Raw genomic sequence first — 26,068 nt, 5'->3', positions numbered from 1 at the left:
TAATACAGGAACAGGTAAAACAGCAGCATTCTTAATACCAATCGTTCAGCGATTGATGAAAGACAAAGCTCCAATGAATGCACTAATTATTGTGCCTACGCGCGAGCTAGCTTTACAGGTAGAATCTGAATTTAAAAGCTTAGTACATGGCCTTGGTTTGTATGCAGCCAGCTTTATTGGTGGCACAAGTGTGGGTAAAGATTTGGCTCAACTTCGTAGAAAGAACCACATTATTATCGGTACGCCAGGAAGGTTAAAAGACCTAATGGATCGAAAAGCATTAAGATTGGACAAAATACCAGTTTTAGTGCTAGATGAATTCGATAGGATGCTAGATATGGGTTTTGTGAATGACATAAAACGTATAGTTGGAGACATGACGAACAGATCGCAGACTATGCTATTTTCAGCTACTGTAGACAAATCTCAAAAGGCATTAATAAGTACTATTTTAACTAACCCAGTAGAGGTAAAAGTAAATGCCGGTGATAGTTCAAGTGATCAGGTTGATCAGGATATCATTAGAGTAGGTGAGGGTGAAGATAAATTCACGGTACTTTCAGATATGCTTGCTGAAAAGGATTATCAAAAAGTGTTAGTATTTGCCGAAACCAGGAGATGGGTATCTAAAATCACTAAAAAACTGAATGAATCGGGCATAAAAGCAGATCAAATTCATGGCGATAAATCTCAGAATTACCGAATTAATGCCTTGAATAAATTTAAATCCGGCAAACTTCAGGTTTTAGTGGCAACTGATGTTGCAGCAAGAGGAATTGATGTAAATGACATTACTCATGTAATCAACTATTCTATCCCATTAACTTACGATAGTTATGTGCACCGTATTGGAAGAACCGGCAGAGCTGGTAAAACAGGTAAAGCATTAACATTTATCAATTAATAAAAACGAATTATTTTAACAATAATATAATGAAAGAAGGAACAGTAAAATTTTTTAATAGTACCAAGGGATTTGGTTTTATTACGCCAGATGGTGAGTCTGAAGATGTATTTGTTCACGAAAGTGGATTAATTGACCGAATCAATGAAAACGATAAAGTTGAATTCTCTGTTGAGAGAGGTAAGAAGGGCATGAATGCCGTTCAAGTGAAAGTAATTGGATAATAATTAAATCATGAAGGCTTTCATCGTTTTTGAAGGCCTTCTATTTTTAACTAAACACACTATATGGGAAGATCACAAAACACTTTTTTAAAGAAAGAACGAGAGAAAAAGAAATTACAAAAACGCAAGGAAAAGCAGGAGAAGAAAGAAGAGCGTAAAGCAAACGCTACGAGTGGGGAATTAGGTGAAATGATGGCTTATCTGGACGAAAATGGCAACATTGTGGATACTCCACCAGATGAGAATAAAAAGAAAAAGGAAATTAAGGCAAAAGACATTCAAATAGGTGTGCCTAAAATGGCAGCTGAAGATTTAACTTCTGAAAGAAGGGGTAAAGTTGCTTTTTATAACGATGCCAAAGGTTATGGCTTCATTGATCAGAATGAAACCAATGAGCGGTTCTTCGTTCATGCCAATAGCTTAAAAAGCCAAATTAGAGAAGGCGATAAGGTGGCTTATAAAATAGAGAAAGGGCCTAAAGGGCTTGTGGCAATTGAAGTTAAGGTAGTGAGATAATGCTACCTGGCTACATGCCATTTTTGTATTTGTTCAAGTTTATCCAACTCCTTAATAAGAATTTTGCCAGATTGTATTTCGATAATTTTCTCGTCTTTTAAATCAGACAAAACCCTTATTACAGATTCGGTGGCCGTGCCCACCATATTTGACAAATCGTCACGAGATACTTTGATCGGTTCATTGCTATCGGATCCAAATTTCTCGAATATTTTTAGTAGTGCGCCTGCCGTGCGTTGTCTTACCGAATTATAAGCCAGGTCGATTAGTTGTTGTTCTCTGTCAACCACATTTTTAGAGAGCATTTGGATAAACCGTTGAGCCACATCGCGGTTCGTGTAAAGTAAATCAAAGAATTCTGTTTTAGGTATTTGAATGATGGATGAGTCTTCGATAGTTTCTGCAGAATCCTCATGCTTTATCTCTTCCAACATTGCTTCATAGCCAAAAAAATCGCCCGATGCATAAATACCAGTAATTAACTCCTTTCCATCTTCATTAGACTTTAAGGTTTTTACCTTACCGCTTACAACAAGATATAAGTGATTTGGGTAATCACCATTTCTAAAAATTTCATTTTTCTTCTTAAATAATCGCGGTTCGTAGCTTGCTGTAAGACTTTCAAGGTTATGATGCTTTTTAACATCTTTAATAAACCTGTTTACACCTTCCGGGCTGTTGCCATAATCTTTTCTTAGTGCGTCTACCTTGCGTAGCCTGGATTCAATTGAATCTAAGAGTTCAGTGTCATCAAAAGGTTTAGTTAAATAATCATCTGCTCCTAAGCCCATTCCTTTTCGTAAATCAGCCTTTTCAGCTTTTGCAGTTAGAAATATGAAGGGAATAGACGCTGTTGCCTCTTTTTTCGAGAGAATGTGCAATACACCATAACCATCCAATTCGGGCATCATTATATCACATATAATTAAATCTGGTTTTTCTTTAATAGCCAAGTCTACGCCCACTTTGCCATTTTCAGCAAGCACAGTTTGGTAATCTGCCAATTCGAGAATTTCACCAATATTTTCACGTATTTCATTGTTATCCTCTATGATTAAAATCTTTTTCATAATGGTAAAGTTACTGTAAATGTGGTTCCGTTATTTTCGCTACTCTCAAAAGTAATGGCACCACTTAGCATTTCAACATATTTTTTTACAATATTCAATCCTAATCCCGTTCCCTGAATATTTATAGCATTTTTTGCCCTAAAAAACCGATCGAACAAATGATCTTGTTCATTAACAGGAATGCCTATTCCATAATCTTTTACCATTATTGAAACAGTATCACTGCCAAAATTGGTGATGATATCAATATCACTACTACTGTACTTGATGGCATTTGAAGTAAGGTTGATGATGATATTTTTTAGAATTTTCTCGTCACTAAACAAGTTTTTCTCCATGCCAGCAATTTGAAGGTTGATTTTTTGATTAGGCTTTTTGAGCGCTTCCATTTCTTCAATAACTTCTCTTGTAGTTTGTATCAAAGATACTTCTGTTTGATTAATGTCGATTTTACCCTCTTCCAGTTTCGCTATTGATAAAAAGTCATTAAGTATATTATTAAGATTACTAATGGCCGATTTAATTTTATCGATATGCTTGGTTCTGTTTTCCTGCTGTTCTGTTTTTTCATATTTATTGATAAGTGATGCAGACGAAAGGATGGTGCTTAAAGGAGTTCTGAATTCATGGGAAGCCATGGAAACAAACCGGGATTTTAATTCATTTAGTTCGCGTTCTTTTTCTAATGCTTTTATTACTTCCTCCTGCGCTTTTTTTCTCACGTTAATTTCAATTTCTAACTCTTGCGTTCTTTTACTTACGCGATCCTCTAGTTCTGTAGCATATAAAATCAATTGCTCTTCACTTTTTTGCAGTGCATCTTCCACTTTCTTTCTTTCAGAAATATCAATAACAAAAGCAGCAATATGCAGCTCATTATTTAGCTGCACTTTGTTTAAACTTACCTCCACAGGAAATTGTGTGCCATCTTTCTTTAGGCCAAGCAAGTCTCTGCCAACACCCATTCTTCTGGGTTTAGGATTTTGATTATATGCTTCCCTATCTTTTACATGTTTGTGCTTGATACTATCCGGAATAAGTATTTCAATTGTTCTTCCTGATAACTCATCCATTGTATACCCAAACAATTTAAGTAAAGAACTATTGGCCAGGGCTATTTGCCCTTTTATATCTACAACAATAATACCTTCTTCACATGCTTCAAAAATTGCTTTGTAGGCTAGCCCATCTGATTCTTTCATAAAACTAAAATATGATAAAAATCATTAAATGCATTGACCGTTTTAACCGGATATGCAGAAGGGATCAATTTATATTGCATTGTAGAGGAGATTAAAATTGAAAAAGAAGGCGCTATATCCAATTACACTCATAGAAGATACTACCTATTGTTTACCCAAGGCAATTAAGCTTTGTGAAGAAAATAATTGGGAGCTAATAATTTTATATGCATATCGGCTTATTAAACCTTACAAAGAGGAAAATGACAATTCTCAAAGTTTCAAAAAAGACATAGAGAATAAGGCTAAATTTATATTTGATAAAATAGAGGTGGACCTATTGAAATCAAAAGGAATAGACTATCGTTTTCTTTCTGAAGTAGGGTTTATGGCCGATAGAATTAAAATCAACATTCAAACGTTAGATATTGATTACCTCATTCTTTGCCCATCGATGCGCGAACTATTGAAAAATGATATACAGGAAAATTCTTTAGGAAAGGCTTTCGTTAAGTTTGTTGCCTAACTATGTTTGTCCTTCATATTATTAATTTCGATTAGTCAGGAATAGACTAATTTAATTTTTAAATTTATTAGTCGATTAATTGAAATCTTTGTGCATCCACGAGGTCTTACGTTTATTTATGTAATTATTCTAACGCTGTTGAGTGTCATTGGCTTGTTTGGTCAAAGCAGTGTAAATTCTAAAATTGATTACTATAACGACCTAGCTAATAAGTATTGGCATACCAATACGAAGCTGGCGATTCAATATAGTGATTCTGCCTACGCAATAGCTAAAGATTCAAAATACGACAGAGGTTTAATCAGATCACTAGAGAATAAAGGTATTTCTGCTTATACCAATGGTGACTATAATAAAGCTGAAGAATATTATGAGCAGGCCATTGTATTAGGGCTAGAGAAAAAAATAAAAAACAACGCATTTCAATACTATTTGAACTTACTTTTAAAAAAAGGTGAGGCATTCAAAGTTGTTAGTTTGGCAGACTCTGCCTCTAAAGACACGAATAATTCGGATGAAAAAATAGATTTTCTTCTAGTAAAAGGTTTTGCATTAACAGATTTGGGAGATGTAAATGGAGTATTAAATACCCTTGTTAGTATAGGCAATATTTCGTCTGAAGAATACAGATCAAGATCAGTAAAATTGCTAAAGGCCGAGTATGAAAAATTAACTGGTAATTATACCAAAGCACAGAAATACTTAGTGTCCAATATAGAGAGTTATTCCGATGAGGGTGATTCATTAAATATGGCCGCTACCTTGGTAAAATTGTCCACAGTAAAAACTGTGAATGGCAAGTATGACAATGCACTTCACGATTTAATTGAAGCTGAAAGGTTATACAATAGTAGTGAATACGATTATGGCCGTGGATTGTGCTATTACCAGTTAGGCGGATTGTATTCTGATCTGGGACAGATTGATTTATCAGTTGAGTACTATTTTAAGGCATTAGAGATATTTAAGAACCAAAATAACAAGAAGGAGCTCGCTGAAACATATCATGAGCTTGCCTGGATGTACTCAAAGCAAGACAAAAAGAGAGCACGCACTTTACTTAAGAGGGCAGAAATTATCAGTGATGAAATTGGTAATAAGTCTCTGAAGGCAGTCATTTATAATTATTTAGGCACATTATTTACAGCACAGAATAATTTCGATAGTGCCATCATTGCTTATCAGAAAAGTGCTCAGATTAAGAGACAATTAAATCACAAAAGGGGCGAGGCTGTAGCTATATTCAACCTGGGTTATGTGTATGAAAAGCTTGGTGAAGATAAGAAAGCATTAGAAAATTATTTGCTCACTTATCCGGTAGATCTTGATATGGGCAATCAGTTTGGTGCTGCTATTAGTGAGTACACCATTGCCAATGTGTACATTAAGTTAGGTGAATATGATAAAGCACGTGAATTTATAGAAAAAGCCATTGAGCGTGCAGAAAGGCTAGGCGCAAAATCGATCATGGTAGAGTGCTTTCTGGTAAAGTCTAAGCTGTATGAAAAGCAAGGTAAAGCAACCATTGCTTTAGATTATTTTAAAAGATATTCTACTCTTAAAGACAGTGTATTTAGCACGGAGAAAGAAATGAGACTGGCAGAATTAGAAGCCAGATATACTTTAAAGCAGAAAGATCAGGAAATTAGGGTTCTAAACCTTGAGAATGAGAACAGGCAACAAAGTTTGGAATTGCAGAGCAAAACAATTAAAAATCAGCGATTTATTTTGGGCTTGGTAACACTTGGCATAGTAAGTATTTGTATTGTGTTATTTATCACATTCAGGCTGCTTAAAATTAGAAGTAATACTAACAAGCAGTTGAAAGAGCTAAATAGGGAAATAAGTGAAAAATCTGAAGAAATAACGGCACAGTCAGAAGAATTGCGAGAGGCTAATGAAGAAATTTTATCGCTCAATGAAGGACTTGAGGAAGAAGTGGTACGTAGAACCAAGCAATTAAATGACGCACACAAAGATCTGGATACATTTTTCTACCATGCCGCACATGACTTTAGACGTCCGTTAACCACATTTCAGGGATTGGCCGAAATAGCTAAAACTGTGGTTAAAGAAGAAAGTGCCCTTGAACTCTTTGAAAAAGTAAAAGACACAGCAGGTAGCCTAAATAGAATGGTGAATAAATTAAAGGCTGTGAGTATTGTTGGTTTTGATAGATTAGAGAGGAAAAACCTTGATTTTAAGGAATTGATTGATAGAAGAATTTCAAAACAGGAATATTTATTTAAAGAATATAATGTACAGATAGACACAGAATTAGAAATCACTGAATTTAAGTCTTCGAAAGATATTCTGGAGATTATTGTAGATAATCTATTAGAAAATGCGATTCTTTTTAGTAAAAAAGAAGTTGTTAATCATATAAAACTTTCGTCAAGACAAAAGGACAAAAATATAATTATTACTGTTAGTGATAATGGTCAGGGTATTGACCCAGCCTTAGTTGATAAAGTGTTTGAGTTATACTTTCGAGGAAATGAGACCTCCCAGGGAAATGGGTTAGGATTGTATATCACAAAAAAGGCTGTAGAACGGTTAAAAGGATCTATTGATTTTACTACCGAACTCGGTGTAGGGAGTAGGTTTGTTGTTACCCTTCCATTATAAAATCACTGTTTTCGTCACTTTTATTATTCTTTAATATAAAATAATATTCTGCATTACACCTATATTATTAATATGTTAAGAATAATATTCTGTATATATAATTTATACAGTGTAAAAACTCTACTCATTTAATTCCGCCATTATATTAATTTTTCCGATCGTTTTATTTATAGTTTATTTTCATGATAACCTTACATGAAACTTACATATCGAATATTCAATCGTTTGGCTGGTAGATACCTATTTACCTTTGCAGCACAAAAGAACCCAGAAATATCAATTTAAAATGAAAAATTTATTAGTAGCCCTAGCATTAGTTGCAAACTTAACAGCATTTGGTTTTGAGCGTTCAAAAGTTAAAGTAACGAACGACTCAACTGCAATCTTTAAAGTGTATTACACGAGCCCAGTATCTAACAAAGTTAGAGTGAACATCTACAACGAAGATGGAAAGAAGGTTTTCTCTGAAATCATTAAAAACGAGAATGGTTTTGTAAGACCTTACAACATGAGTAATCTTCCTGCAGGTAACTATAAGTTCGAGATTGTAGATAATGAAGATGTAAGAGCTTACGAATTTGCATTTAACAATGCACCTGCTAATGCAGAAGGTTTAACAGTATTTGTGAACAAGTTTTCAGATAACAAATTCTTTTTAGGATTAGGTAACGCTTCTAATCAGGAAGTTACTATCAAAATTATTGACGAGAATAGAAATGAAGTTTATTCGGCTACAGAAAATGTGGTAAGCCAGTTCTCTCAGTTATTCAATTTAGAGGCAGTAAAATCAGGCGTTACTTTCAAAGTAATGAGCAACGGTAAAACTGTTAAAGAAATTACTTTCTAATAAAGAAAGAGTTTAGGTTGATTGAACCCGGTTTCAGAAATGAGACCGGGTTTTTTGTTGTAAAATTTATGCTCAAATTGTTGCCTAAATCATCAAATTTGGCAATATTCGAGGATGCAAAAAATCTACATGGGCATACATTATTCTGTGAGACTTCTTCAGTGCTCATTTGTAGGTTTGCTTGCCAACCCTCTTAACCTTACCAACCTACAGCCAATTTTTAATTGCTAGATTGAAGTTATTGCTCAGCTTAATCTAGTTATTAACAAAATTTATTTTAATGAATAATAAATATTCACTTGCCATCCACGGTGGGGCAGGTACAATACTCAAATCAAAAATGAGTCCTGAGCAGGAGGCTACCTATAAAGCGGTGCTGGAGGAATCATTAGCAAAAGGCCAGAAGATATTAGCAAAAGGAGGCAATTCCTTAGATGCTGTGGAAGTAGCTGTAACAGTGTTAGAAGACAGCCATTTATTTAATGCCGGAAAAGGAGCAGTTTTTACTGCAGATGGCAAGCATGAAATGGAAGCTTCTATAATGTGTGGTAAAACCTTGGAAGCTGGTGCGGTTGCAGGAATAACTACACTTAAAAATCCGGTGACCTTAGCCCGAAAAATATTGGAGGATAACAATTATGTATTTCTATCGGGTAATGGTGCAGAAGAATATGGTGTTCTACATAAGTTAGAAACAGTTACTAATGATTATTTCTATTCAGATATGCGTTATGAGCAATGGCAGGCCTTGAAAGGCTCCGATAAAACAGCTCTTGATCATACAGATGATAGAAAGTTCGGAACGGTAGGCGCTGTAGCTTTAGATAGGCATGGCAATATTGCTGCAGCTACTTCTACCGGTGGATTAACGAATAAAAAATATGGCAGAATAGGCGATAGCTCTGTAATAGGTAGTGGTGTGTATGCAAATAATGATACTTGCGCTATCTCTTGTACTGGCTATGGTGAGTTTTTTCTTAGGGGTGTTGTTGCGTATGACATTTCATGTTTAATGGAATATGGTAAACTGTCTTTGCAGCAAGCAGCTGATAAAGTGATTATGGAAAAGCAGACCAAACTTGGTGGGGAAGGCGGTATTGTTGGGGTAGATGCAAAAGGTAATATTGCTTTGGTTTTTAATTCTGAAGGAATGTATAGAGGTATGGTCTCAGAATCATCTTCACCTAAAGCGTTTATTTTCAATGTTTAGTTCCAACTGAAAAATAGTACAGGTGGAATTAACAGTAACATAGCCAATATCGAAAGGAGAATAAAAAGTGGCAGCATCCACTTAAACCATTTTTCATAAGGGATATTGGCTATGGTTAAAACACCCATAGTCACTCCGCTGGTAGGTATAATTAGGTTAGATAGGCCATCACCCAATTGAAAAGCCAATACAGCTGTCTGCCTCGAAACTTCAATTAAATCGCTTAATGGAGCCATTATAGGCATCGTTAACGCTGCCTGGCCACTACCTGATGGCAAGAAGAAGTTAAGAAAGGTTTGTACCCCAAACATCAGTTGAACTGATACAGCATTAGGAAAACCATCTACACTGCTCGCCATTGCATTAAGAATGGTATCAATTATTTTGCCGTCAGATGCGATGATTAATATGCCTTTGGCAATGGCGATCACGAAAGTCACTTTAATCATTTCAGAAGCACCTTTTACAAAACTGTCTATTGCAACACCACTATTCATTCTAAACACCAATGCCGAAATTACTGCCATGCAAACGAATAAAGCTGATATCTCATTAATGTACCAATCCCATGCATTTACGCCATAGACAAGTGCTACCAGCCCAAGTAAGAAAATAATGATCACAGCTCTGTGTCTGCTAGCAAATGTGATATTCTCCTGAGCTTGATTTTTATATTTCGATGTTTTGTCAATGTCAAACATGGGGCTTTTCTCAGGGCTCTTTTCTATTTTGTTTGCATAAACAACTACGAATAGGATGGCAGCTGTCGTGAGAATTACCCAAACAACAAGCCTGTATTCCCAGCCACTAAAAGGGGCTAATTCAGCGATGCCTTGTGCAATGCCTACTGTAAATGGGTTTAAAAAAGCTCCGGCAAAACCTGCACCCGCACCCACGAAGGGGATACTCACACCAACTACTGAATCATACCCAAGCGCAAAAGATAAGGGTAGAGTTATTAATATAAACACTAAAACCTCTTCACTCATGCCAAAAGTTGCACCAGCAATAGAGAATAAGATCATTAATAATGGAATAACTAATTTTTTGTACGCCTTATTTTTCTGACTAGCAATGACCACACTTTGCAAGCCCGCCTCAATGGCACCAGTTTCGTTGATAACCCCAAAAGAACCGGCTACCAAAAATATAAAAACAATTATCTGTGCGGAGGAGAGAAACCCTTTGATTGGGGCAAGGATAAAATCGAAAATATTTGATGGGTTCGATGCGACTTCTTTGTAACTATCAGCTACAACTAATTCTTTGCCATTAATCACCTCCCTGTCAAATTCGCCTGAAGGCACTATCCAGGTAAGTATTGAGAAAACAAAAAGTATGGCAATTAATAGGAGTAGCGTGTCTGGTAGTTTAAATTTCATTTGTTGTATGCCTGTGAATAAACTATTTAACTAAAATTTAGTTGACGAGCGAAAATTTATCTCCCGGCAATAATACACTAACTTGAAGGTTTTTGGCGCCTAGTAAGTGATTGTTTTTATGTAATTCATTATCCTTATTAATCACACGTATTACTTGCGACAAGCCTATTACTTCTGCACTATCACCTTTTACAATGATCGCTGTAGATTCATCAATGCCTAAACCCATTAACTGTGGGTATTCAATGCAAACACTGAATAAGCGATTATACCTCGCTCGTTTAATAAAATGCTGATCGACAATGGCTGTGGTAAGTAGACCCAATCCTTCGGCTGTAATAATATTGTTACCCTCAATTGATCTAAGTGTATTATCATAGTCAGGGTAGTTTCGTTCATCTCCGGTTATTATCACTTCGCTCATTACTGCTGCACCTGCACTTGTGCCGGCAATAACACTTCCGTTAGTATAAGCTGTTTTAATAGCCTTTCTTATGTCAGTGCCAGCAATAATATCCATAAACTTATTCTGGTCACCCCCTGAAATATAGATGAGTGAGGCGTTTGATAAGGAATCAATTTGAGCCCGAGTAGGCAATTCACCTTTTTTAATATTCATACCAGTGATATTGGTAATACCAGCTTCAGTGAATTGTAGTTTAGAATAATAGATTGCGGAATCCGGCTCGGAGCTAGACATGGGAAGAATTATGCCGTAACCACCTCGTTTAAGGTTTGCAAGCTCAATAATTTTGTTTACCAAGATAGGAGGGCGTTTACCACCTCCAATAATGAAAAGTTGCCCTTTGGCTGTATTGATTATTTCATTTTGAATCTCTTCATTTTGTTGTGGCTGATTACAAGAAAATAAAAATGAGAGCGTACAGAAAAGTATAAATGATAGTTGCTTCATAGAATTAGTAAAGTTATAAAAAAGAGGCCTCAACCGTTGTTGCAGGCCTCTTTTAACAAAAAGTATTCCACCTAAACCAAATGAATACTTTTATGGGATGAAGAATATTTCCAGTGGGTCGCTATAGTCGGAGCTCAATGTTACCACATTCTCACCGTTTAAGTCAGACATGAAAATACTTCCTGAAAGTGAAACTGTATAATATAACTTATTATTGATGTTGTCTATAGCTAATCCATACACTCGGTCGCTCACTTCAACAATGTTCTGTATATCTGTACCATCCAGATTTGCACTTTTAATAAAGCCATTTTGATTATCGTCAAAGTAGATTCTTTCATTGCCTTTGTCTACAGTAATGCCATACCCAAAGCCACCACCCGCGAAGTCTATAATTCTTGAAACACCACTACCATCCGTTCCTCCAACCCAAACAGACTCAGCATCGAAATCAACGCATGTGATATATAAATTATCATTATAATAATCGATACCTACAGGCAAACTGAAAAGTGGGTCATCCGAAATGTCATATAATATTGTTGATGTTCCATCGCTTAAATTAATTTTATAAACAGCGTCTACACCTCGATCAGTGACATACGCGAATCCATTCTCAGAATCTATAGCAACTCCTCTTGGAGATGTAAGACCTGAAGCTACTGTTTCTAAATTCTCTCCATTAAGATCAACTCTCATTAATGATCCTTCGCTGTTATTTGTAAAGTACATTACTTCATTCACCGGATCATAATCTAACCCATAGCCTGTTGCATCTATTTGAATCGAACCTCCATTTACTAATTCTATTGATTGTAAATCTGCATCTATTAAATATAAGTCAACGAGTAATGCCTCAGGGTCTTTTATTGTTACTGTTTTCTCAACAAAGTCAAGGTCGTTATCTGTAACAGCCGTTAAGGTAACCTTATAACTACCTGGGCTTTCATAAAAATGAGAGGGGTTGGCTTCTGCCGAAGATGTTCCGTCACCAAAAGACCAGCTGTAAGTAGCTGTTTTACCTTCCGCCACTCTGGTTTCATTAGTGAATGTGACAGTAGCAGGAGCAAAGGCCTCATTATCAATGCTGAATGAATAATCTACATCCACTGTTGATGCCTGCGGTACAGGAAAATCATCATCACTGCTGCACGAAAATATAAGCGCAGCGAGAATCAATACAATTATTTTATCTATTATATTTTTCATTATTTCTTTAGTTAGATTTTCTAATGATAAGACCTCGTATATCTACTGTTGTGTCAACGAGTACTTTTTCATCTGTGCCATCAAGGTTGGCCTCTTTAATTATCCCATCTCTACTGGCGAAGTAGAATTTCCCAGTTTCATTATTAATGGCTATACCGTAAACGCGATCAGAAGGAGATCCAACAGATTCTATATTTGTACCATCTAAATCTGCTCTCAGAATATTGCCGCCATCGTTATCATCAAAGTAGATTTTCTCATTCACTTTGTCTATTTCTAAACCATATCCGAAACCACCTGATCCATAATCTATTATTTTGGAGATTCCAGACCCATCTACGCTGCCTGTCCAAACAGTCTCAGCATCAAAATCTACTGCGGTTGCAAAAAGATTTCCATCATATAAATCCAAGCCGACAGGCAAAAGGAAGAAGCTATCGTCAGCAACACTGTAAACTGTATTCTTTGTGCCTGTTGAAATATCTACTTCTGTAATTTGATCAGAAGACCTTTCCGTCACGAACAACCTGTTATTGGCTATATCAAGTGCAATATCTCTTGGGCCATTTAGACCGTCAGTAATTTCAACTTGGTTTCCTCCATTAATTGAATTTCTGAATACTTTGAAAACATCATCATCAGAGAAATAGAGTTCATCAAATTCTGGATCGTAAGCCAAACCAAAACTAAAACCAGGCAGATCAAATACATCAACAACTGTTTCTGGATCATTCAAATTGATTTTTTGAACTTTTAAATCTGTATTGTTTATGAAGTAAAGCTCAAAATCGTTTGGATTAATTGTAATAGTTACTGTTGAAGAACTTTCACCCCCAGTACCTGTTGCTGTTAATGTAACATCATAGTCACCAGCTTCTGTATAGATGAATGTTGGATTTTCCTCAGTGCTGGTTGAGTTGTTGACGTCACCAAAATCCCAGACGAAACTTAATCCATTTACAGTTTCGTTGATGAATTGTACAGTGGTAGAAACCCTTAAATCATCTGAATTCTCAACTGAGAATGCCGTTTCAGGGATCAATCCTTCTATAACAACCTCTTGTGTCGCTATATCTCGCTGCCCATTTCCTGAAGCTTCAAGTGTAACCGTAAAAGTACCGGGACCACTATAAACATGTGTTACAGCTTTCCCGACAGCTACATTTCCATCTCCAAATGACCATTTGAATGAGAATGCATTTGAAGAAGATGCTGTGAACATGACTTCTTCACCTTGTTTTAAAATGCTTGATTCTGCAATGGTAAAATCAGCAGTAGGAGCAGGCCCCAACTCATTATCATCATCAGAGCAACCTCCAATAATGACTAACGACAGAAGGAGCGCCATTAACCATAAGTTATTTTTAATATATGTCTTCATTTTAATTATATTCAGGGTTTTGTACTAATGTTCCATCTGAGATGTTAATCTCTCTTCTTGGTATTGGAAAAATTCTTCTGAAGCTTTCCAGGCCTCTTATTGTTTCCATTCTTCCATAGCGCACCATATCAAACCAGTAGTGGCCTTCATAGGCAAACTCAGCTCTTCGCTCATTCAGCAGCGTTGTAATCAATTCAGCATCACTTGCTATATTGGTGAGTGACGTTAAACCCGCCCTGTTTCTAACGGCATTTAAATCTGGCAAAGCATCGTTAGGCACTCCACTTCGTCCTAAGGCTTCTGCTCTTATCAAATACATTTCAGAAAGGCGAATAACAATTGTATTTTCACCATCTTCTATAGCTTCAGTACCATATTTAATGCATCTGTTTAGTCCATTTCCTAACGTTTCGAAGAGCATTCCTCGCTCATTCTCATTACGGTTAGATAAAAAGTCAATTAATCCATCTGTGACAGAAACTTCTGGCGGATTATTATACATTTCGATAGACCAAACATTGGGGTCATCTTGTTGGATAAACTCCAATTCAAAAATGGCTTCAGCTGATTCTTCAGTGGTATATATCTCATTGTAATCTGGCGGAAGGGCACCTAGCTCATCAATAACCTCTGATGCTAATGTTTCTGCCAGGCCAAACTCATTTTGATACAAATGAACCCTTGCTTTTAGCGCTTTTGCTGCTGTTTGCGATGCAAAGAATGGGCTGCCATTTCCTAGTCTGTCAATGGCTTCTTGCAAATCTGATTCAATTTGAACGTAAGAATTAGCTACTGTAGCTCTTGCAGTTTCAGAAGGAGCGAGGGAAGGTTGCAATTTCAATGGTATTCCAAACTCCGAACCTGTGTTATAAAACTCGCCATACTGTCTCAGGGCATCAAAAAATGCTAACCCTCTTAAGAAGTACGCCTGACCGAGCATGTCATTTTTCTCAGATTCATCAAGTTCACCCACGTTAGGTACAGCTTCAATAACGGCATTAGCCGCATTAACCACATTGTATAGTGCAATCCAGCTGTCCTCCACATGAAAGTTAGAAACAGGAACTCTGCCACTTGCCAATTCTTGCCAGAAGGCCTGAAAAGCAGAAGCAGTACCATTTCCTGCCACCATTTCGGTTGCCAGAATGTATCTACCGCCATAATAATCACCATCTTGTAAGGCATGGTAAATACCGTTCACAGCAGAAGTTGCCGATTGTTTATCAATTATTGCCTCACTAGTAGGAATTAAATCCTCCGGTTGCTGATCTAATACATCGCAAGCCGAGAATAGTAAGGCACTAAAAAGTATATGTTTAATTTTCATCATTTCTAAATTTTAAAGTCCTATGTTAATTCCGAAACTATAGGTTCTTGCCTGACCAAGCGTACCAAAATCTTCGCCTTGTAAACTGTTTAAGTCATCTGTTGAAGCGGTATTAGTTGATACTTCTGGGTCGAAGCCTAAATAATCAGTCCAGGTGATGAGGTTTCTGCCTTGTACGAAAACCTGAACACTCGATAACTTAGCTTTGCTGATAATAGACGATGGCAGGTTATATGAAAGCTTAATATTTTTAAGTCTTACGTAATCACCATCTTCTAAATATTGCGTGCTAAATCTTTGCCATTGGGCATCAGGATCGTTCGGACCTGCCAAAGAAGGCCTTGGAATATCTGTAATATCTCCCGGCTGTCTCCAGTAGTTCAAAGATTCTATACTCTGATTCCCGTAGGGGAGACCACTTTGTAAAGATCCATAGTTCTGATAGGCATGTCTACTTTGATTAAAGATTTTATTGCCTCCGCTGAACTGGAAGAACACTTCTAAAGCAAGACCTTTGTAACGGAATGTGTTGCTCACACCACCATAATAGGTTGGTAAACCAGAGCCAACAGCCTGTCTATCATCCAGGTTAATGATGCCATCACCGTTTAAATCTTCAAATACTGCGTCTCCGGTAAACGGATCAACACCCAAAAATTTGATCAGATTTAACTGGCTTATTGCCAGACCTTCTCTCATAACAAAGTTTCTACTTAGAATTTGGCCATCATTTACAACATCTACCACCTCGTTTTCCAAGTGCGTGTAGTTCACGCTTGCATCCCAGCTGAAATCTCCAAGTTTTAATACTTTGGCATTGATACCCAACTCAAACCCCTTGTTTTGAATCTCGCCAAAATTTGACTGGATAATTCTAAAACCTGTTGTGCCAGGCACATCTTCCTGTAGAAGTAAGTCTGTGGTGGTTTTTTCAAAATAATCTGCAGTAATGCTAATTCGATCATCTAAGAGACCTAAATCAATTCCTAAGTCTAATTGTGCTGTTTTTTCCCACGATAAATCAGGGTTCTCAAGAATATCAGGTGATGTTCCACCTTGACCTGCATAAGAGGAGGTAAGGCTGTAAGCACCTCGCCAGGTGAAATCGCCTATGGCTGCATTTCCTGTAATACCATAGCTGGCCCGCAGCTTCAGATTGCTAACAACCTCTTTTAAAGGTGAAAAGAAGTTTTCTTCTGAAACTCTCCAGCCTAATGAACCAGAAGGGAATGTACCGTATTGGTTGTTGTCACCAAACCTAGACGAACCATCAGTTCTGATAGTGAAATTAGCTAAATACTTATCGTTAAAGCTATAATTAACCCGACCGATGTAGGAAGCAAAACCAAAAGAAGTGGAACCAGAAGTACCAGTTCTATTGGCTGCAGTAGATATTTTTATTATCTGATTTGATGGGAAACCTGTACCTTCTACTGTTGAGAAATCTTGTCTAGATTCCTGAAGAGTATATCCCGCCAGGAAATTGAAAGAATGCCCACCATCAAGGTTTAAATCATAGGTAAGTGTGTTTTCACTTAACCACGCAAGCTCTTCAAATGTTCCATACGTTCCGCTACCAGTACTTGCATTACTGTTATTTGTGCCTGAAGGAATATACGCTTCATCTGTTAATGAATTAAAATCAGCCGACCAGGTAGACTTGAATGTAAGACCATCCAGAATTTCATAGGTGGCAAAAGTAGATGCCAATACTCTACTGGTAACGGATGTATTTGTGTATTGCTCAGCGATGAGCAGTGGGTTTTCTAGCGCCCACCAGCCGTTGTAATTAAATGGGTTAGCATACGAACCGTCATCTTCAATGATTGGTGCTGTAGGATCCCAGGCCTGAGCATTAACAACCACACCATATTCGTCATTCTCATTAATTGTTCTTTGATGGTTAGTTCTAGAAACTAGAAGATTGGCTCCCAAACCTAATTTATCTGTGGCAGAATGGTCAATATTCAATCGACCTGAAATACGTTCAAATTCCTGACCTACCTGAATACCTTCCTGATTGAAGTAGTTACCTGAAACGAAGAACTTCGTTTTTTCATCACCTCCTTGAGCACTCACATCAAAATTGTGAGCAAGTGCCGTTCTAAAGATATAATCATAAGCATTATATGTTGGCAAATTAGGGTCATTAGGGTCACCCAAGGTTGAATTCCAATAATTTGACCCTAATCCGTCAAACTCAGCCGCTGCATTCATGAACTCAATCCATTGTCTTGAATTCATAAGGTCAGGTGTATTGGCAATTTTCGAAACACTGGTATTATAACCGATATTAAATTTCGTTTTACCAGCACTTCCACGTTTTGTTGTGATAATAATTACACCATTAGCACCTCTTGAACCATAGATAGCAGCTGCGGAGGCATCTTTTAATACTGAAATAGATTCAATGTCGTTAGGATTAATATCAGCTAATGGGTTAACAGGCTGAATATTAGCATTCAGTGCTGAATTATTACCTGTAACAATTGGAATACCATCTACCACATATAACGGCTGACTACTGGCGTTAATTGATGTAACGCCTCTGATGTTTACATTAATAGCAGCACCTGGTGTTGCCGAAGAGGTAGAAATGTTCAAACCTGAGGTTCTACCTTGAATAGCACCATCGAAACTGTAATTCGCTGGTACGTTTTCAATAACATCATTCTCTAATGTTGAAATAGAACTTGTGATATCTTTTCGCTTTTGAGTTCCGTAACCTACAACCACAACTTCTGAAAGTTGTGTGATATCAGGTACTAGTTGAACATCAATAACCGATTGATTTCCTACGGTAATTTCTTCCGTAACCATTCCCACAAAGGAGAATACAAGAATGTTTTCTGGCTCGGGTGCATTAATACTGTATGCACCATCAATATCTGTAACGGTACCTGTTGTGGTTCCTTTAATAACCACACTAACGCCAGGTAATGGTTCACCATCTTCGAAGGAGGTGACCTTGCCCGTTATTGTTGTTTGAGCTATTGCATATGTTGCAAAACACAAACACATAGATAAGAGCATTGCTATGCGCTTCATATAAGTAAGTTTAATTAGTTGATAAAAAGTATTAAATAGGGTGTGATCTTAACACGCTCCTTTAAGCGCTGATCAGTTGATAAGAAAAAATAAATCTAGCAGTTGAAGATAGGCTGCAAATTCAGTAAACTCATTGGCTTTGCGCCTTTTGCACCTATTGGACGTAGCGATGTTTTTGGTAAACGATTCATCAACACTTTTTCGATGTTATTTCAATGATAAGTTAATTTTAACTTTAAGTCAAGAATTTCAATTGTTTAAAATAATCACTTTTTTTCTTTCCACTATTGCACTATTCCTCGATATGACAATGTAAGTGCCTGACATTAAGTTAGATACATCCAGTCCATTTGTGTTTTGGCTATTGGCTGTGAAAATTAGATTTCCTGTTAAATCGTAAACAGAAATATTCATTGGGGCTGCTGATTCTATTTGTAGCATTCCTGTTTCACATGGGTTAGGGTAGATCAAAAGCTCATTTTTATCTTGTGATGGAATGGAAGTTATCACTCGAAACTGCACTATTTCAGAATAGCAAGATTCAATTAAACCATTAATAGCCTTTATCCTGTAGGAGACAAGTTCATTAGAACTTAAGTTAGTATCTGCTATGCTTCGCTCATTTCCTGCAATCTCTGCAAGCATTGTAAATTCACTGTCGTCTACTTTTTTTTCAATAACAAATTTTTCGGGGTTTTCAGATTCGTAATCAAACGAGATGATATTGTCTGTTATAGAAACATTAGTTGGCCTTGGCAACTCTGTTGCAAAGCTAAGATCTGCAGACTCGTTATCACCTAACACAATCAAAGAATTGTGGATGAAGGAGATTTGCATCTGATCAAACCCGGCTATATTTCTGTTGTCGCCTGAGCTATTCACCTGCTCGTTGGCAAAAGCACCATTGTTCGAGTTGTTGGTGATAACTATACTTGAATAACTGCCATCGCCAATAATTAAATGCTCATTATTCTCACTATATAAATCAACATAGGAGTTTCTATTAATGAGCAAACCATGCTTAAGGTTGTGTTTGGCTAAGCCATAAAATATTGCACTCGTGTTATTTTCATAATAATCTGTAGTTGTGCTGCTGTAGGCATCAGTAATCACTATGCCTTTCAGAAGCCCTATGCCATCTACAAATTCTAAATCACCATAAAAAGAGTTCAAGGGGTCAGATAAATTATTGGTCACCCATTTTTGGCCAGCAACTTTGGCATCTTCTCCTAGAAAGAAAGATGTGCTTTCATCTGCTTTCAATTTATCCGCTATTACCTGGCCATTTGGGTTGTCTAACAGAAATTGACTTAAAGCCTCGATATCATTACCAACAAAGAGAAACACATCCGTTGCTTTTATTTTGTTTCGTAAAGATGCATAGCCGCATTCTTCGTTAGGGGTTATATTTGGAACTAATTCAACTTCAATATTTAGATCTTCCAGAGCAGCTTTATAGTCTTCTTCTAGAGTGCTGTTCATATCTGAAACTATGATAGCCGATGACTTTTCCAGATCCGAAAGGATTTCCAAAACATCAGTATTTTCACTGATGCTGCTTGAACCGCTAATGATTACTCTTGACCTATTGTACTCACTTGTATTGGAAGAAGTATTTTCAGAATACATAGTTAGCTGAGTTTGTGTACTTAGATTATAGGAAGATTCATGCAGGAGCTGGGTGACTGTAATATCGGGTTCGTTTAGTTTACCGTCAGTATGGCTTAATGATGTTGCATGAAAGATGTTTACTGCTCCGGTTCCGTAAGCAGTACCAACATTATTTTCATCAATACAAAAGGCTGTTTGATCATCAACACCAATTCCACTTACCAACTCATCCGTTGCATCTAACCAATTGGTCATGAACGCGATGAGTCTGGGAAAACGGCCACGTTCAACAAAATGTGTGTCAACTATGTAGCCGTCTAATAAACTAATAAAATCATCTTTTAATGTGATTTTGGAATCCAAAACATCTTCAAGGGCTTGATCAGGGTAGAGGGTACCACTTTCTGCACTGTAAAACGGATTGGAAATGATAGCCATTCCTGCCGATGTTCCTGCAATCACTCCGCCTTCATTGAATTTGTCTACAATCGCATTTTGAACTTCTGAATTTTTATAAGTTAGATAATAGTCAGACTGATCACCACCCTTAAAAAAGAACACATCGTACTCCATTAGACTATTATAGGTATCCGTGCTATTGGCTTGTTCAGATGTGTTAATGACAAAGTTTTGAGCATCTACTGCACCCAGGCTTTTAAAATAATCCGGCAGCCATTCAGGATCACTGCTTTCTGAAAAGGCAATGATTGCTACTTTTTTATTGGTTGATTGATCAACTGCCCAACTATAGGGTTGGTTGCTCCAGCTCCAAGAATCATTTTTTTCGCTGCCACCACCAACAAGCATAAGTTTGCCCTGGGCATTGAGTTTACCGATTGTGAGAATTAGAAATAGGTATACAAGTATCTTCTTCATTGCATTTGATTTGATAAAAAGGAATTAGAAATAAAGGGAAATGCAATAATCTACTAACAGTCAAAAACTGGCTGTAGATTCCGAAGTTGAAGTGATTTACAAGCAATAATGTCTTGCATGACAACAAGTATAACAAAAATATTTGAATACCAATTCTAATATTGATAATCAAAAAATGCTAATGGCTGCTAATTTATTGGTTTAATGTCTTGTTTATGTAGCCATCCACCTGCTCTTCAAGAACGGCCAATGGAATAGAACCATTTCTCAAAACCACATGATGGAATTCTCGAATATTAAACTCATCGCCAAGGGCCTCTTCTGCTTTTTTACGTAAGGCTTTTATTTTTATTTCACCGATTTTATAGCTTATTGCTTGCCCTGGCCAGCCAATGTAACGATCAATTTCAGTTGTAACTTCATGGATGGAAAGAGCAGTATTGTTGGCCATATAGTCCAGGGCTTGCTGTCTCGTCCAGCCTTTGTAATGAATTCCTGTATCAACAACCAATCTGCAAGCACGCCACATTTCATACGTATATCTTCCAAATAAGTCGTAAGGAGTTTCATACATTCCCATTTCTTCGCCCAGATATTCACTGTATAATCCCCAACCTTCGCCAAATGCACTGATGTAATAGTTATTTCTGAATTCCGGGATATTGTCTAACTCAGACGCTATTGCTCCTTGCAAATGGTGCCCTGGAACTGCCTCATGAAGCGTTAGCGCTGGCATCGTGTACAACGTTCTACTAGGCAAGTTGTATGTATTCACCCAATATATTCCTGCTTTATGTGCTTCCCACGATCCACCAACATATCTTCCGGTTGTGTAAGTAGGAGCTATGCTCATAGGCACGGGCTCTACTGTAAATGGTAAAGAATATAAATGATCAAAAAGTTTTGGTAGCTGACCCTCTGCTTTTTTACTTAACCAAGAGGCATAGTTTAGTAGCTCTTGAGGCGTTTTAGGATAAAACTGCTCATCTGTACGTAAGAATTTAAGAAAGTCCTCAAACGAGCCTTCAAATTCAAGTTCTTCAATGATTTTGTCCATTTGGCTTCTAATTCTGGCCACTTCGCTAAGGCCAAGGTTATGGACAGAGTCCGGACTTAAGGGTAGCGTAGAATAATGCCTTACACGATTCTCGTAATATTCTTTGCCTTCTGGTACAAACATAATACCCGGCTGTTCCTTGGCTGCCTCCATATATTCATTACGCATTAACTGATCAAACTCTTTTAATGTGGTATTGATTGCAAGCAGCTCATTTTCAATGCTTTGTATAAGCTCTGTGTTTTCAGTATCAACAACATTTTGTAATTTTTTCAAAGGTTGATACATCACATTATTCTCAAGATCAAGCCAAGGCTGAAGTAATTGAATATTATTTTGCACTACTATTTTAGGCGCTACAACGCCCACTTCAATACCTCTTCTTACGAGTGCAATATTTTCTTTGAGCCTGTTATGATAATGAGGTAACCAACCTAAATAATCCACATAGTGCTCTGTGTTATCAAAAGGTAAATTAGGTACTACAAATGCCATTTGATTATAAAAACCACCTTCTGCATTGAAAGGAATTAGGTTCATTTTGTAGGTAACACCATCAACCATATCCCTTAATCTGATGAGCATTACTTTTTTGCTAATAAGGTCTTGCTCACCTAATGATTTATCAGAAAAAGACATTAATTGATCTATAAATTTTTTAATTGCTTCCGCATCTTCTTGCTGACTGGCTTCAGAGACTGAAGCCCATTCAGAATGAACGTGGTGACCATAGTATAGACTATCTTCTGGGGACGACATATAATCACCTATTTCTTTGAATAATGAATGTAACTGTTCGTTTTTAGATTCTGTGGCAGCTTCCTCACTAACGGGGTTACTGTTATCACAAGCTATAAGCCCAATAAAAAAGAGAAGGGGGAATAATTTTTTCATTTTCAAGTTTAAATAATTAAGATGACTACTTGTAGAGAATGATTTAAATATTTTTATCTTACAAGGTTGATTTTTGACGAGTGGTTGGCTAGAAATAAAATCGGAACAAATTAACTTGTGAACATGATTTTTGGAAGAAAAAGAAATAAAGAGGAAGTAGAGAAGTTCAAAGTGAGCCATTTAAAAAACCTAATGGTGTTAGCCAAAGCCGATGGCCAACTTTCTGAAATAGAACTTCATCTTTTAGAGGCAATTGCTCATAGAATTGGCCTTTCGAAAAATGATATAGAAACTATTGAAAAGAAATTGGATGACATTGAGTTTGTTCTTCCAAACAAATATGACGAGCGGTTGGAACAGTTTGAGGATTTATTAACACTCATGGCTATAGACGGTAATATAGATCCTGAAGAAGAAGAGGTGTGTAGAAAATTTGGTAAAAGATATGAATTAATGGAAACTACCATTGAAAAGATGATCAATAAGCACAAATGAGAAACGTTATTTAACTTTTAATTGATAGTCTACAAGCCAATTTCCAGCTAATTGAAATTTGTTGACCAGATCGAGCTCAAGCTTCGTACCCTGTAGTAACTAATGTATACTATCTTTATGCCGGATGCCTTTACAAAGAGATAATTATCCCTCTTTTAAAATGAATATGCTTCTTAAGTTATATCAACATATCTACTGCTATTAATATAATTCATAAAGAAATTCGATACAATTAAGAACCCAGGCATTTACCATTTAATGATAATATATTGCGCTCATGGAAATAGAGGAACTATTAAATTTTACAAAAGTATAAACGAACAACCCAAACTCTTCTGCCTATGATACGCTTTTTAATCACTGCAAAAAGAAATATTGCCAGGAACAAGGTATATGCTTTTATCAACTTCACAGGCCTTTCAATTGGCATAGCCCTTACTTTACTTATCTTTATTTACGTTAGAGAAGAAGTGAGTTATGATACCTTTCATTCAAAGTCTGAACGAATATATCGTTTAAAATATTCGCTTCCTGCACAAGGAATGGAGCTTGCCAGCAGCCCGCCACCGATAGCTCCGAAACTGCCTGATTATTTCAATGATGTGGAAACAACTGCACGTGTATTTGGAAGAAATGTGAGTATCAAAAGAGATAATAACCCAGAAGAGGTGTTTGAAGAAACGAATGTATTTTTTGTTGATACCACCTTCAATGACATTTTCGACCTTGAGTTTATTTCAGGTAATCCAAAAACTGCTTTAGCTGAAAATCAGGTAATTATAACAGAAGAAATGGCTGAAAAGTATTTTGGTAAGGATGACCCAATAGGCCAAACATTAAATTTTGCTAATAGAATAAGTTTTTCAGTTTCTGGGGTAGTAAAGATTTTTCCATCGAACAGCCATATTTTGTTTAACATGTTGCTGCCTTATAATAACATGTATGATCTGGAGAATGCTACGGCAGCTCAGATAATGCGTAATAATTTGTCAGCAAATTTTGTAATCAGCCATTCTTACACCTATGTGTTGCTAAAAGAAGGTGGTAATCCTCAGACTATAGATGATGGCATGGAGCAATTCATGAAAGACAATGCGAATGCAAACATGCAGTTGGGCCAAGTTTTTACGCTCATGCCTCTGGAAGATATTCATTTGAGCTCCACATTGCTCGCAGAACCAACGGCCACCAATTCCTGGTCAAATATTAATCTCTTCATCGCTGTAAGTATTCTAACCCTATTGATTGCTTCTATCAATTATGTGAATCTGGCTACAGCTCAGTCTTTTTCTAGAATTAAGGAGATTGGTATTCGTAAAGCATTGGGTTCAGGAAAAGGCCAGCTCATCAGACAATTTCTAAGTGAGGCGTTTTTATTTGTGCTTATCTCCATATTCTTTTCTTATTTACTGATCTATTTTGGTTTGCCTATTCTTAATGATCTGACCGGAAAAGACTTTGTTTATACTGAAGTAGTTGACTCTCAACTTTTGAGTATCACAGTTATTATTACTCTATTAATTACACTGCTGGCCGGCACCTATCCTGCATTTTTTGTTACTGGTTTCAATACTATAAATGCGTTAAAAGGCAAAAAAATACAGGCTACAGGTGGAGGAAGCTTACTGAGAAAGTCATTAGTTACTTTTCAATTAACTGTTGCTAGCTTTCTTTTGGTTGGATCAATTTTGATCTATAAACAACTCAATTTTATTAACAATAAATCTTTAGGTTTTGATAAAGATCAGGTAGTGATGATTCAGCTCTTCAGTCAAAACTTAAATAGCCTTTTTTCAGGTGCCGATTCTACTTTTCAAATGCGATTGAAAACTTTCTCTGACAAACTGGAAACACAATCAAGCATTAAAGCTACTACGAGAGTTTCAGCGCCCATCGGGCAGGGAGCAGTGTATAGAGGGGTTATTCCTGAAGGGTTTTCGCGTGAGGATAACATGATCATGGCCAATATTGGTGGTGATTATGACTTCCTAAGCACGTTTGATATAGAAGTGATTGCCGGCAGGGCGTTAAGTGAAGAGTTTCCATCGGATGTGTCGGGAGCATATTTGGTAAATGAAACAGCTGTGAAAGACTATAACTGGGGCACACCGGAGGAAGCCATTGGCAAGGATCTAAATATAGAAGGCCAACTGGGTACAGTAATAGGAGTGGTAAAGGATTTTCATTTTATAGGTCTCACCCAGCCATTAACTCCTTTATCTATTGGAATTAATTTGCAAAACAGTCCACTTCTGGCTGTAAAAGTAGTAGGCGATGATATTCAGGGTGTTGTTAAAAACATGGAAAGTTCCTGGAACGAGTTGTTCCCTGAAAAATCATTTGAATATACATTCCTTGAAGATGGTATTGCCAGACAGTATGCAGGGTTTAACAATTTTGGAGATATGATTAAGTATTTTAGCCTAATCGCCATCGTTATCTCATGTCTTGGTTTGTATGGAATGATACTCTATACCACACAGAGTAAGATGAAGGAAATTGGCATACGAAAAGTGCTGGGCGCTAGTGTAGGAACGATACTAAAATCGATCTTCAAAGAATTTTCAGTATTAATATTACTGGCTTTTACGATTGCAATACCAGTATCGTATTATGCCGCAGTTGATTGGTTAAATGCGTTCCAATATAAGATTGAAATAGATGTATTTACGTATGTTATAGGATTGGTAGTTATCCTAATTGTAGTTGGTATCACTATTGGATATAATGCCACTAAAGCTGCATTGATTAACCCGGTGGAAACATTAA

The 26,068-nt window shown here is 36.8% G+C and carries 19 protein-coding genes; 9 read left to right on the top strand and 10 right to left on the bottom strand.

What is annotated here, in order from left to right:
* The 3 genes from RLO81_RS17270 to RLO81_RS17260 all read left to right on the top strand — a co-directional run.
* A partial coding sequence (locus RLO81_RS17270) for a DEAD/DEAH box helicase (protein ID WP_350114583.1) occupies window positions 1–904 on the top strand: 904 nt, incomplete at its 5' end.
* A gap of 29 nt (window positions 905–933) precedes the next feature.
* A complete protein-coding gene (locus tag RLO81_RS17265) occupies window positions 934–1,128 on the top strand; it encodes a cold-shock protein (protein WP_350114580.1) in 195 nt (64 codons plus the stop codon).
* 63 nt (window positions 1,129–1,191) lie between these two features.
* Entirely contained in the window at window positions 1,192–1,644 is a 453-nt protein-coding gene (locus RLO81_RS17260) for a cold-shock protein (protein WP_350114577.1), read from the top strand.
* Between the two features lie 2 nt (window positions 1,645–1,646).
* Here RLO81_RS17260 and RLO81_RS17255 read toward each other — a convergent pair whose 3' ends face one another.
* Window positions 1,647–2,714 carry a response regulator gene (locus tag RLO81_RS17255; RefSeq protein WP_350114574.1) on the bottom strand — a complete coding sequence of 356 codons (1,068 nt, stop codon included), beginning with the start codon at window positions 2,712–2,714 and terminating at the stop codon, window positions 1,647–1,649.
* Window positions 2,711–3,916 (bottom strand): PAS domain-containing sensor histidine kinase, encoded by a 1,206-nt coding sequence (locus RLO81_RS17250; RefSeq protein WP_350114571.1) that lies wholly within the window; start codon window positions 3,914–3,916, stop codon window positions 2,711–2,713. The genes RLO81_RS17255 and RLO81_RS17250 overlap by 4 nt, the downstream gene beginning before the upstream one ends.
* 97 nt (window positions 3,917–4,013) lie before the next feature.
* On the opposite strand from RLO81_RS17250, the gene RLO81_RS17245 reads away from it, so the two are divergent.
* From RLO81_RS17245 to RLO81_RS17230, 4 genes are all read left to right on the top strand, one after another.
* Window positions 4,014–4,421, top strand: coding sequence for a hypothetical protein (locus tag RLO81_RS17245; RefSeq protein WP_350114567.1), 408 nt, complete (start codon window positions 4,014–4,016; stop codon window positions 4,419–4,421).
* Between the two features lie 90 nt (window positions 4,422–4,511).
* On the top strand, window positions 4,512–7,049 hold the full coding sequence (locus RLO81_RS17240; protein ID WP_350114564.1) for a tetratricopeptide repeat protein: 2,538 nt from the start codon (window positions 4,512–4,514) through the stop codon (window positions 7,047–7,049).
* Between the two features lie 286 nt (window positions 7,050–7,335).
* Window positions 7,336–7,896, top strand: coding sequence for a T9SS type A sorting domain-containing protein (locus RLO81_RS17235; RefSeq protein WP_350114562.1), 561 nt, complete (start codon window positions 7,336–7,338; stop codon window positions 7,894–7,896).
* A gap of 280 nt (window positions 7,897–8,176) precedes the next feature.
* A complete protein-coding gene (locus tag RLO81_RS17230) occupies window positions 8,177–9,106 on the top strand; it encodes an isoaspartyl peptidase/L-asparaginase family protein (RefSeq protein WP_350114559.1) in 930 nt (309 codons plus the stop codon).
* On the opposite strand, the gene RLO81_RS17225 is transcribed toward RLO81_RS17230, so the two are convergent.
* From RLO81_RS17225 to RLO81_RS17190, 8 genes are all read right to left on the bottom strand, one after another.
* Entirely contained in the window at window positions 9,103–10,488 is a 1,386-nt protein-coding gene (locus tag RLO81_RS17225; RefSeq protein WP_350114556.1) for a YfcC family protein, read from the bottom strand. The two genes, RLO81_RS17230 and RLO81_RS17225, sit on opposite strands and share 4 nt — an antisense overlap.
* Window positions 10,489–10,525: 37 nt before the next feature.
* A complete protein-coding gene (locus RLO81_RS17220; protein ID WP_350114553.1) occupies window positions 10,526–11,401 on the bottom strand; it encodes a cyanophycinase in 876 nt (291 codons plus the stop codon).
* Window positions 11,402–11,491: 90 nt separating this feature from the next.
* Window positions 11,492–12,610, bottom strand: a complete 1,119-nt coding sequence (locus RLO81_RS17215) for a PKD domain-containing protein (RefSeq protein ID WP_350114550.1) — start codon at window positions 12,608–12,610, stop codon at window positions 11,492–11,494.
* 7 nt (window positions 12,611–12,617) lie between these two features.
* The gene (locus tag RLO81_RS17210; protein ID WP_350114548.1) at window positions 12,618–13,958 is read right to left on the bottom strand and encodes a PKD domain-containing protein; all 1,341 of its coding nucleotides are present in this window, start codon (window positions 13,956–13,958) and stop codon (window positions 12,618–12,620) included.
* A 34-nt stretch (window positions 13,959–13,992) separates the two neighbouring features.
* A complete protein-coding gene (locus RLO81_RS17205) occupies window positions 13,993–15,321 on the bottom strand; it encodes a RagB/SusD family nutrient uptake outer membrane protein (RefSeq protein WP_350114545.1) in 1,329 nt (442 codons plus the stop codon).
* Between the two features lie 9 nt (window positions 15,322–15,330).
* On the bottom strand, window positions 15,331–18,366 hold the full coding sequence (locus tag RLO81_RS17200) for a SusC/RagA family TonB-linked outer membrane protein (RefSeq protein ID WP_350114542.1): 3,036 nt from the start codon (window positions 18,364–18,366) through the stop codon (window positions 15,331–15,333).
* Between the two features lie 249 nt (window positions 18,367–18,615).
* Window positions 18,616–20,853 (bottom strand): T9SS type A sorting domain-containing protein, encoded by a 2,238-nt coding sequence (locus RLO81_RS17195; RefSeq protein ID WP_350114538.1) that lies wholly within the window; start codon window positions 20,851–20,853, stop codon window positions 18,616–18,618.
* A gap of 193 nt (window positions 20,854–21,046) precedes the next feature.
* Complete coding sequence (locus RLO81_RS17190) at window positions 21,047–22,804, bottom strand: DUF885 domain-containing protein (RefSeq protein WP_350114535.1); 1,758 nt, start codon at window positions 22,802–22,804, stop codon at window positions 21,047–21,049.
* A 123-nt stretch (window positions 22,805–22,927) separates the two neighbouring features.
* Here RLO81_RS17190 and RLO81_RS17185 point away from each other — a divergent pair, with 123 nt between their 5' ends.
* Entirely contained in the window at window positions 22,928–23,299 is a 372-nt protein-coding gene (locus RLO81_RS17185) for a tellurite resistance TerB family protein (protein WP_350114531.1), read from the top strand.
* Window positions 23,300–23,640: 341 nt separating this feature from the next.
* On the top strand, window positions 23,641–26,068 hold a 2,428-nt coding region (locus RLO81_RS17180), incomplete at its 3' end, for an ABC transporter permease (RefSeq protein WP_350114528.1).

The organism is Fulvivirga sp., from assembly GCF_040220315.1.
In the GTDB taxonomy this organism is placed as follows: Bacteria; Bacteroidota; Bacteroidia; order Cytophagales; family Cyclobacteriaceae; genus Fulvivirga.
The sequence above is the reverse complement of the archived record's forward strand: the minus strand, read 5'-3'. Positions and strand labels throughout refer to the sequence as shown.

Bases quoted from the DNA above. Each gene is read 5' to 3' on its own strand.
- RLO81_RS17265 (WP_350114580.1), top strand. From the start codon at position 934: ATGAAAGAAGGAACAGTAAAATTTTTTAATAGTACCAAGGGATTTGGT.
- RLO81_RS17260 (WP_350114577.1), top strand. From the start codon at position 1,192: ATGGGAAGATCACAAAACACTTTTTTAAAGAAAGAACGAGAGAAAAAG.
- RLO81_RS17255 (WP_350114574.1), bottom strand. From the start codon at position 2,714: ATGAAAAAGATTTTAATCATAGAGGATAACAATGAAATACGTGAAAAT.
- RLO81_RS17250 (WP_350114571.1), bottom strand. From the start codon at position 3,916: ATGAAAGAATCAGATGGGCTAGCCTACAAAGCAATTTTTGAAGCATGT.
- RLO81_RS17235 (WP_350114562.1), top strand. From the start codon at position 7,336: ATGAAAAATTTATTAGTAGCCCTAGCATTAGTTGCAAACTTAACAGCA.
- RLO81_RS17230 (WP_350114559.1), top strand. From the start codon at position 8,177: ATGAATAATAAATATTCACTTGCCATCCACGGTGGGGCAGGTACAATA.
- RLO81_RS17225 (WP_350114556.1), bottom strand. From the start codon at position 10,488: ATGAAATTTAAACTACCAGACACGCTACTCCTATTAATTGCCATACTT.
- RLO81_RS17220 (WP_350114553.1), bottom strand. From the start codon at position 11,401: ATGAAGCAACTATCATTTATACTTTTCTGTACGCTCTCATTTTTATTT.
- RLO81_RS17215 (WP_350114550.1), bottom strand. From the start codon at position 12,610: ATGAAAAATATAATAGATAAAATAATTGTATTGATTCTCGCTGCGCTT.
- RLO81_RS17210 (WP_350114548.1), bottom strand. From the start codon at position 13,958: ATGGCGCTCCTTCTGTCGTTAGTCATTATTGGAGGTTGCTCTGATGAT.
- RLO81_RS17205 (WP_350114545.1), bottom strand. From the start codon at position 15,321: ATGATGAAAATTAAACATATACTTTTTAGTGCCTTACTATTCTCGGCT.
- RLO81_RS17200 (WP_350114542.1), bottom strand. From the start codon at position 18,366: ATGAAGCGCATAGCAATGCTCTTATCTATGTGTTTGTGTTTTGCAACA.
- RLO81_RS17195 (WP_350114538.1), bottom strand. From the start codon at position 20,853: ATGAAGAAGATACTTGTATACCTATTTCTAATTCTCACAATCGGTAAA.
- RLO81_RS17190 (WP_350114535.1), bottom strand. From the start codon at position 22,804: ATGAAAAAATTATTCCCCCTTCTCTTTTTTATTGGGCTTATAGCTTGT.
- RLO81_RS17185 (WP_350114531.1), top strand. From the start codon at position 22,928: ATGATTTTTGGAAGAAAAAGAAATAAAGAGGAAGTAGAGAAGTTCAAA.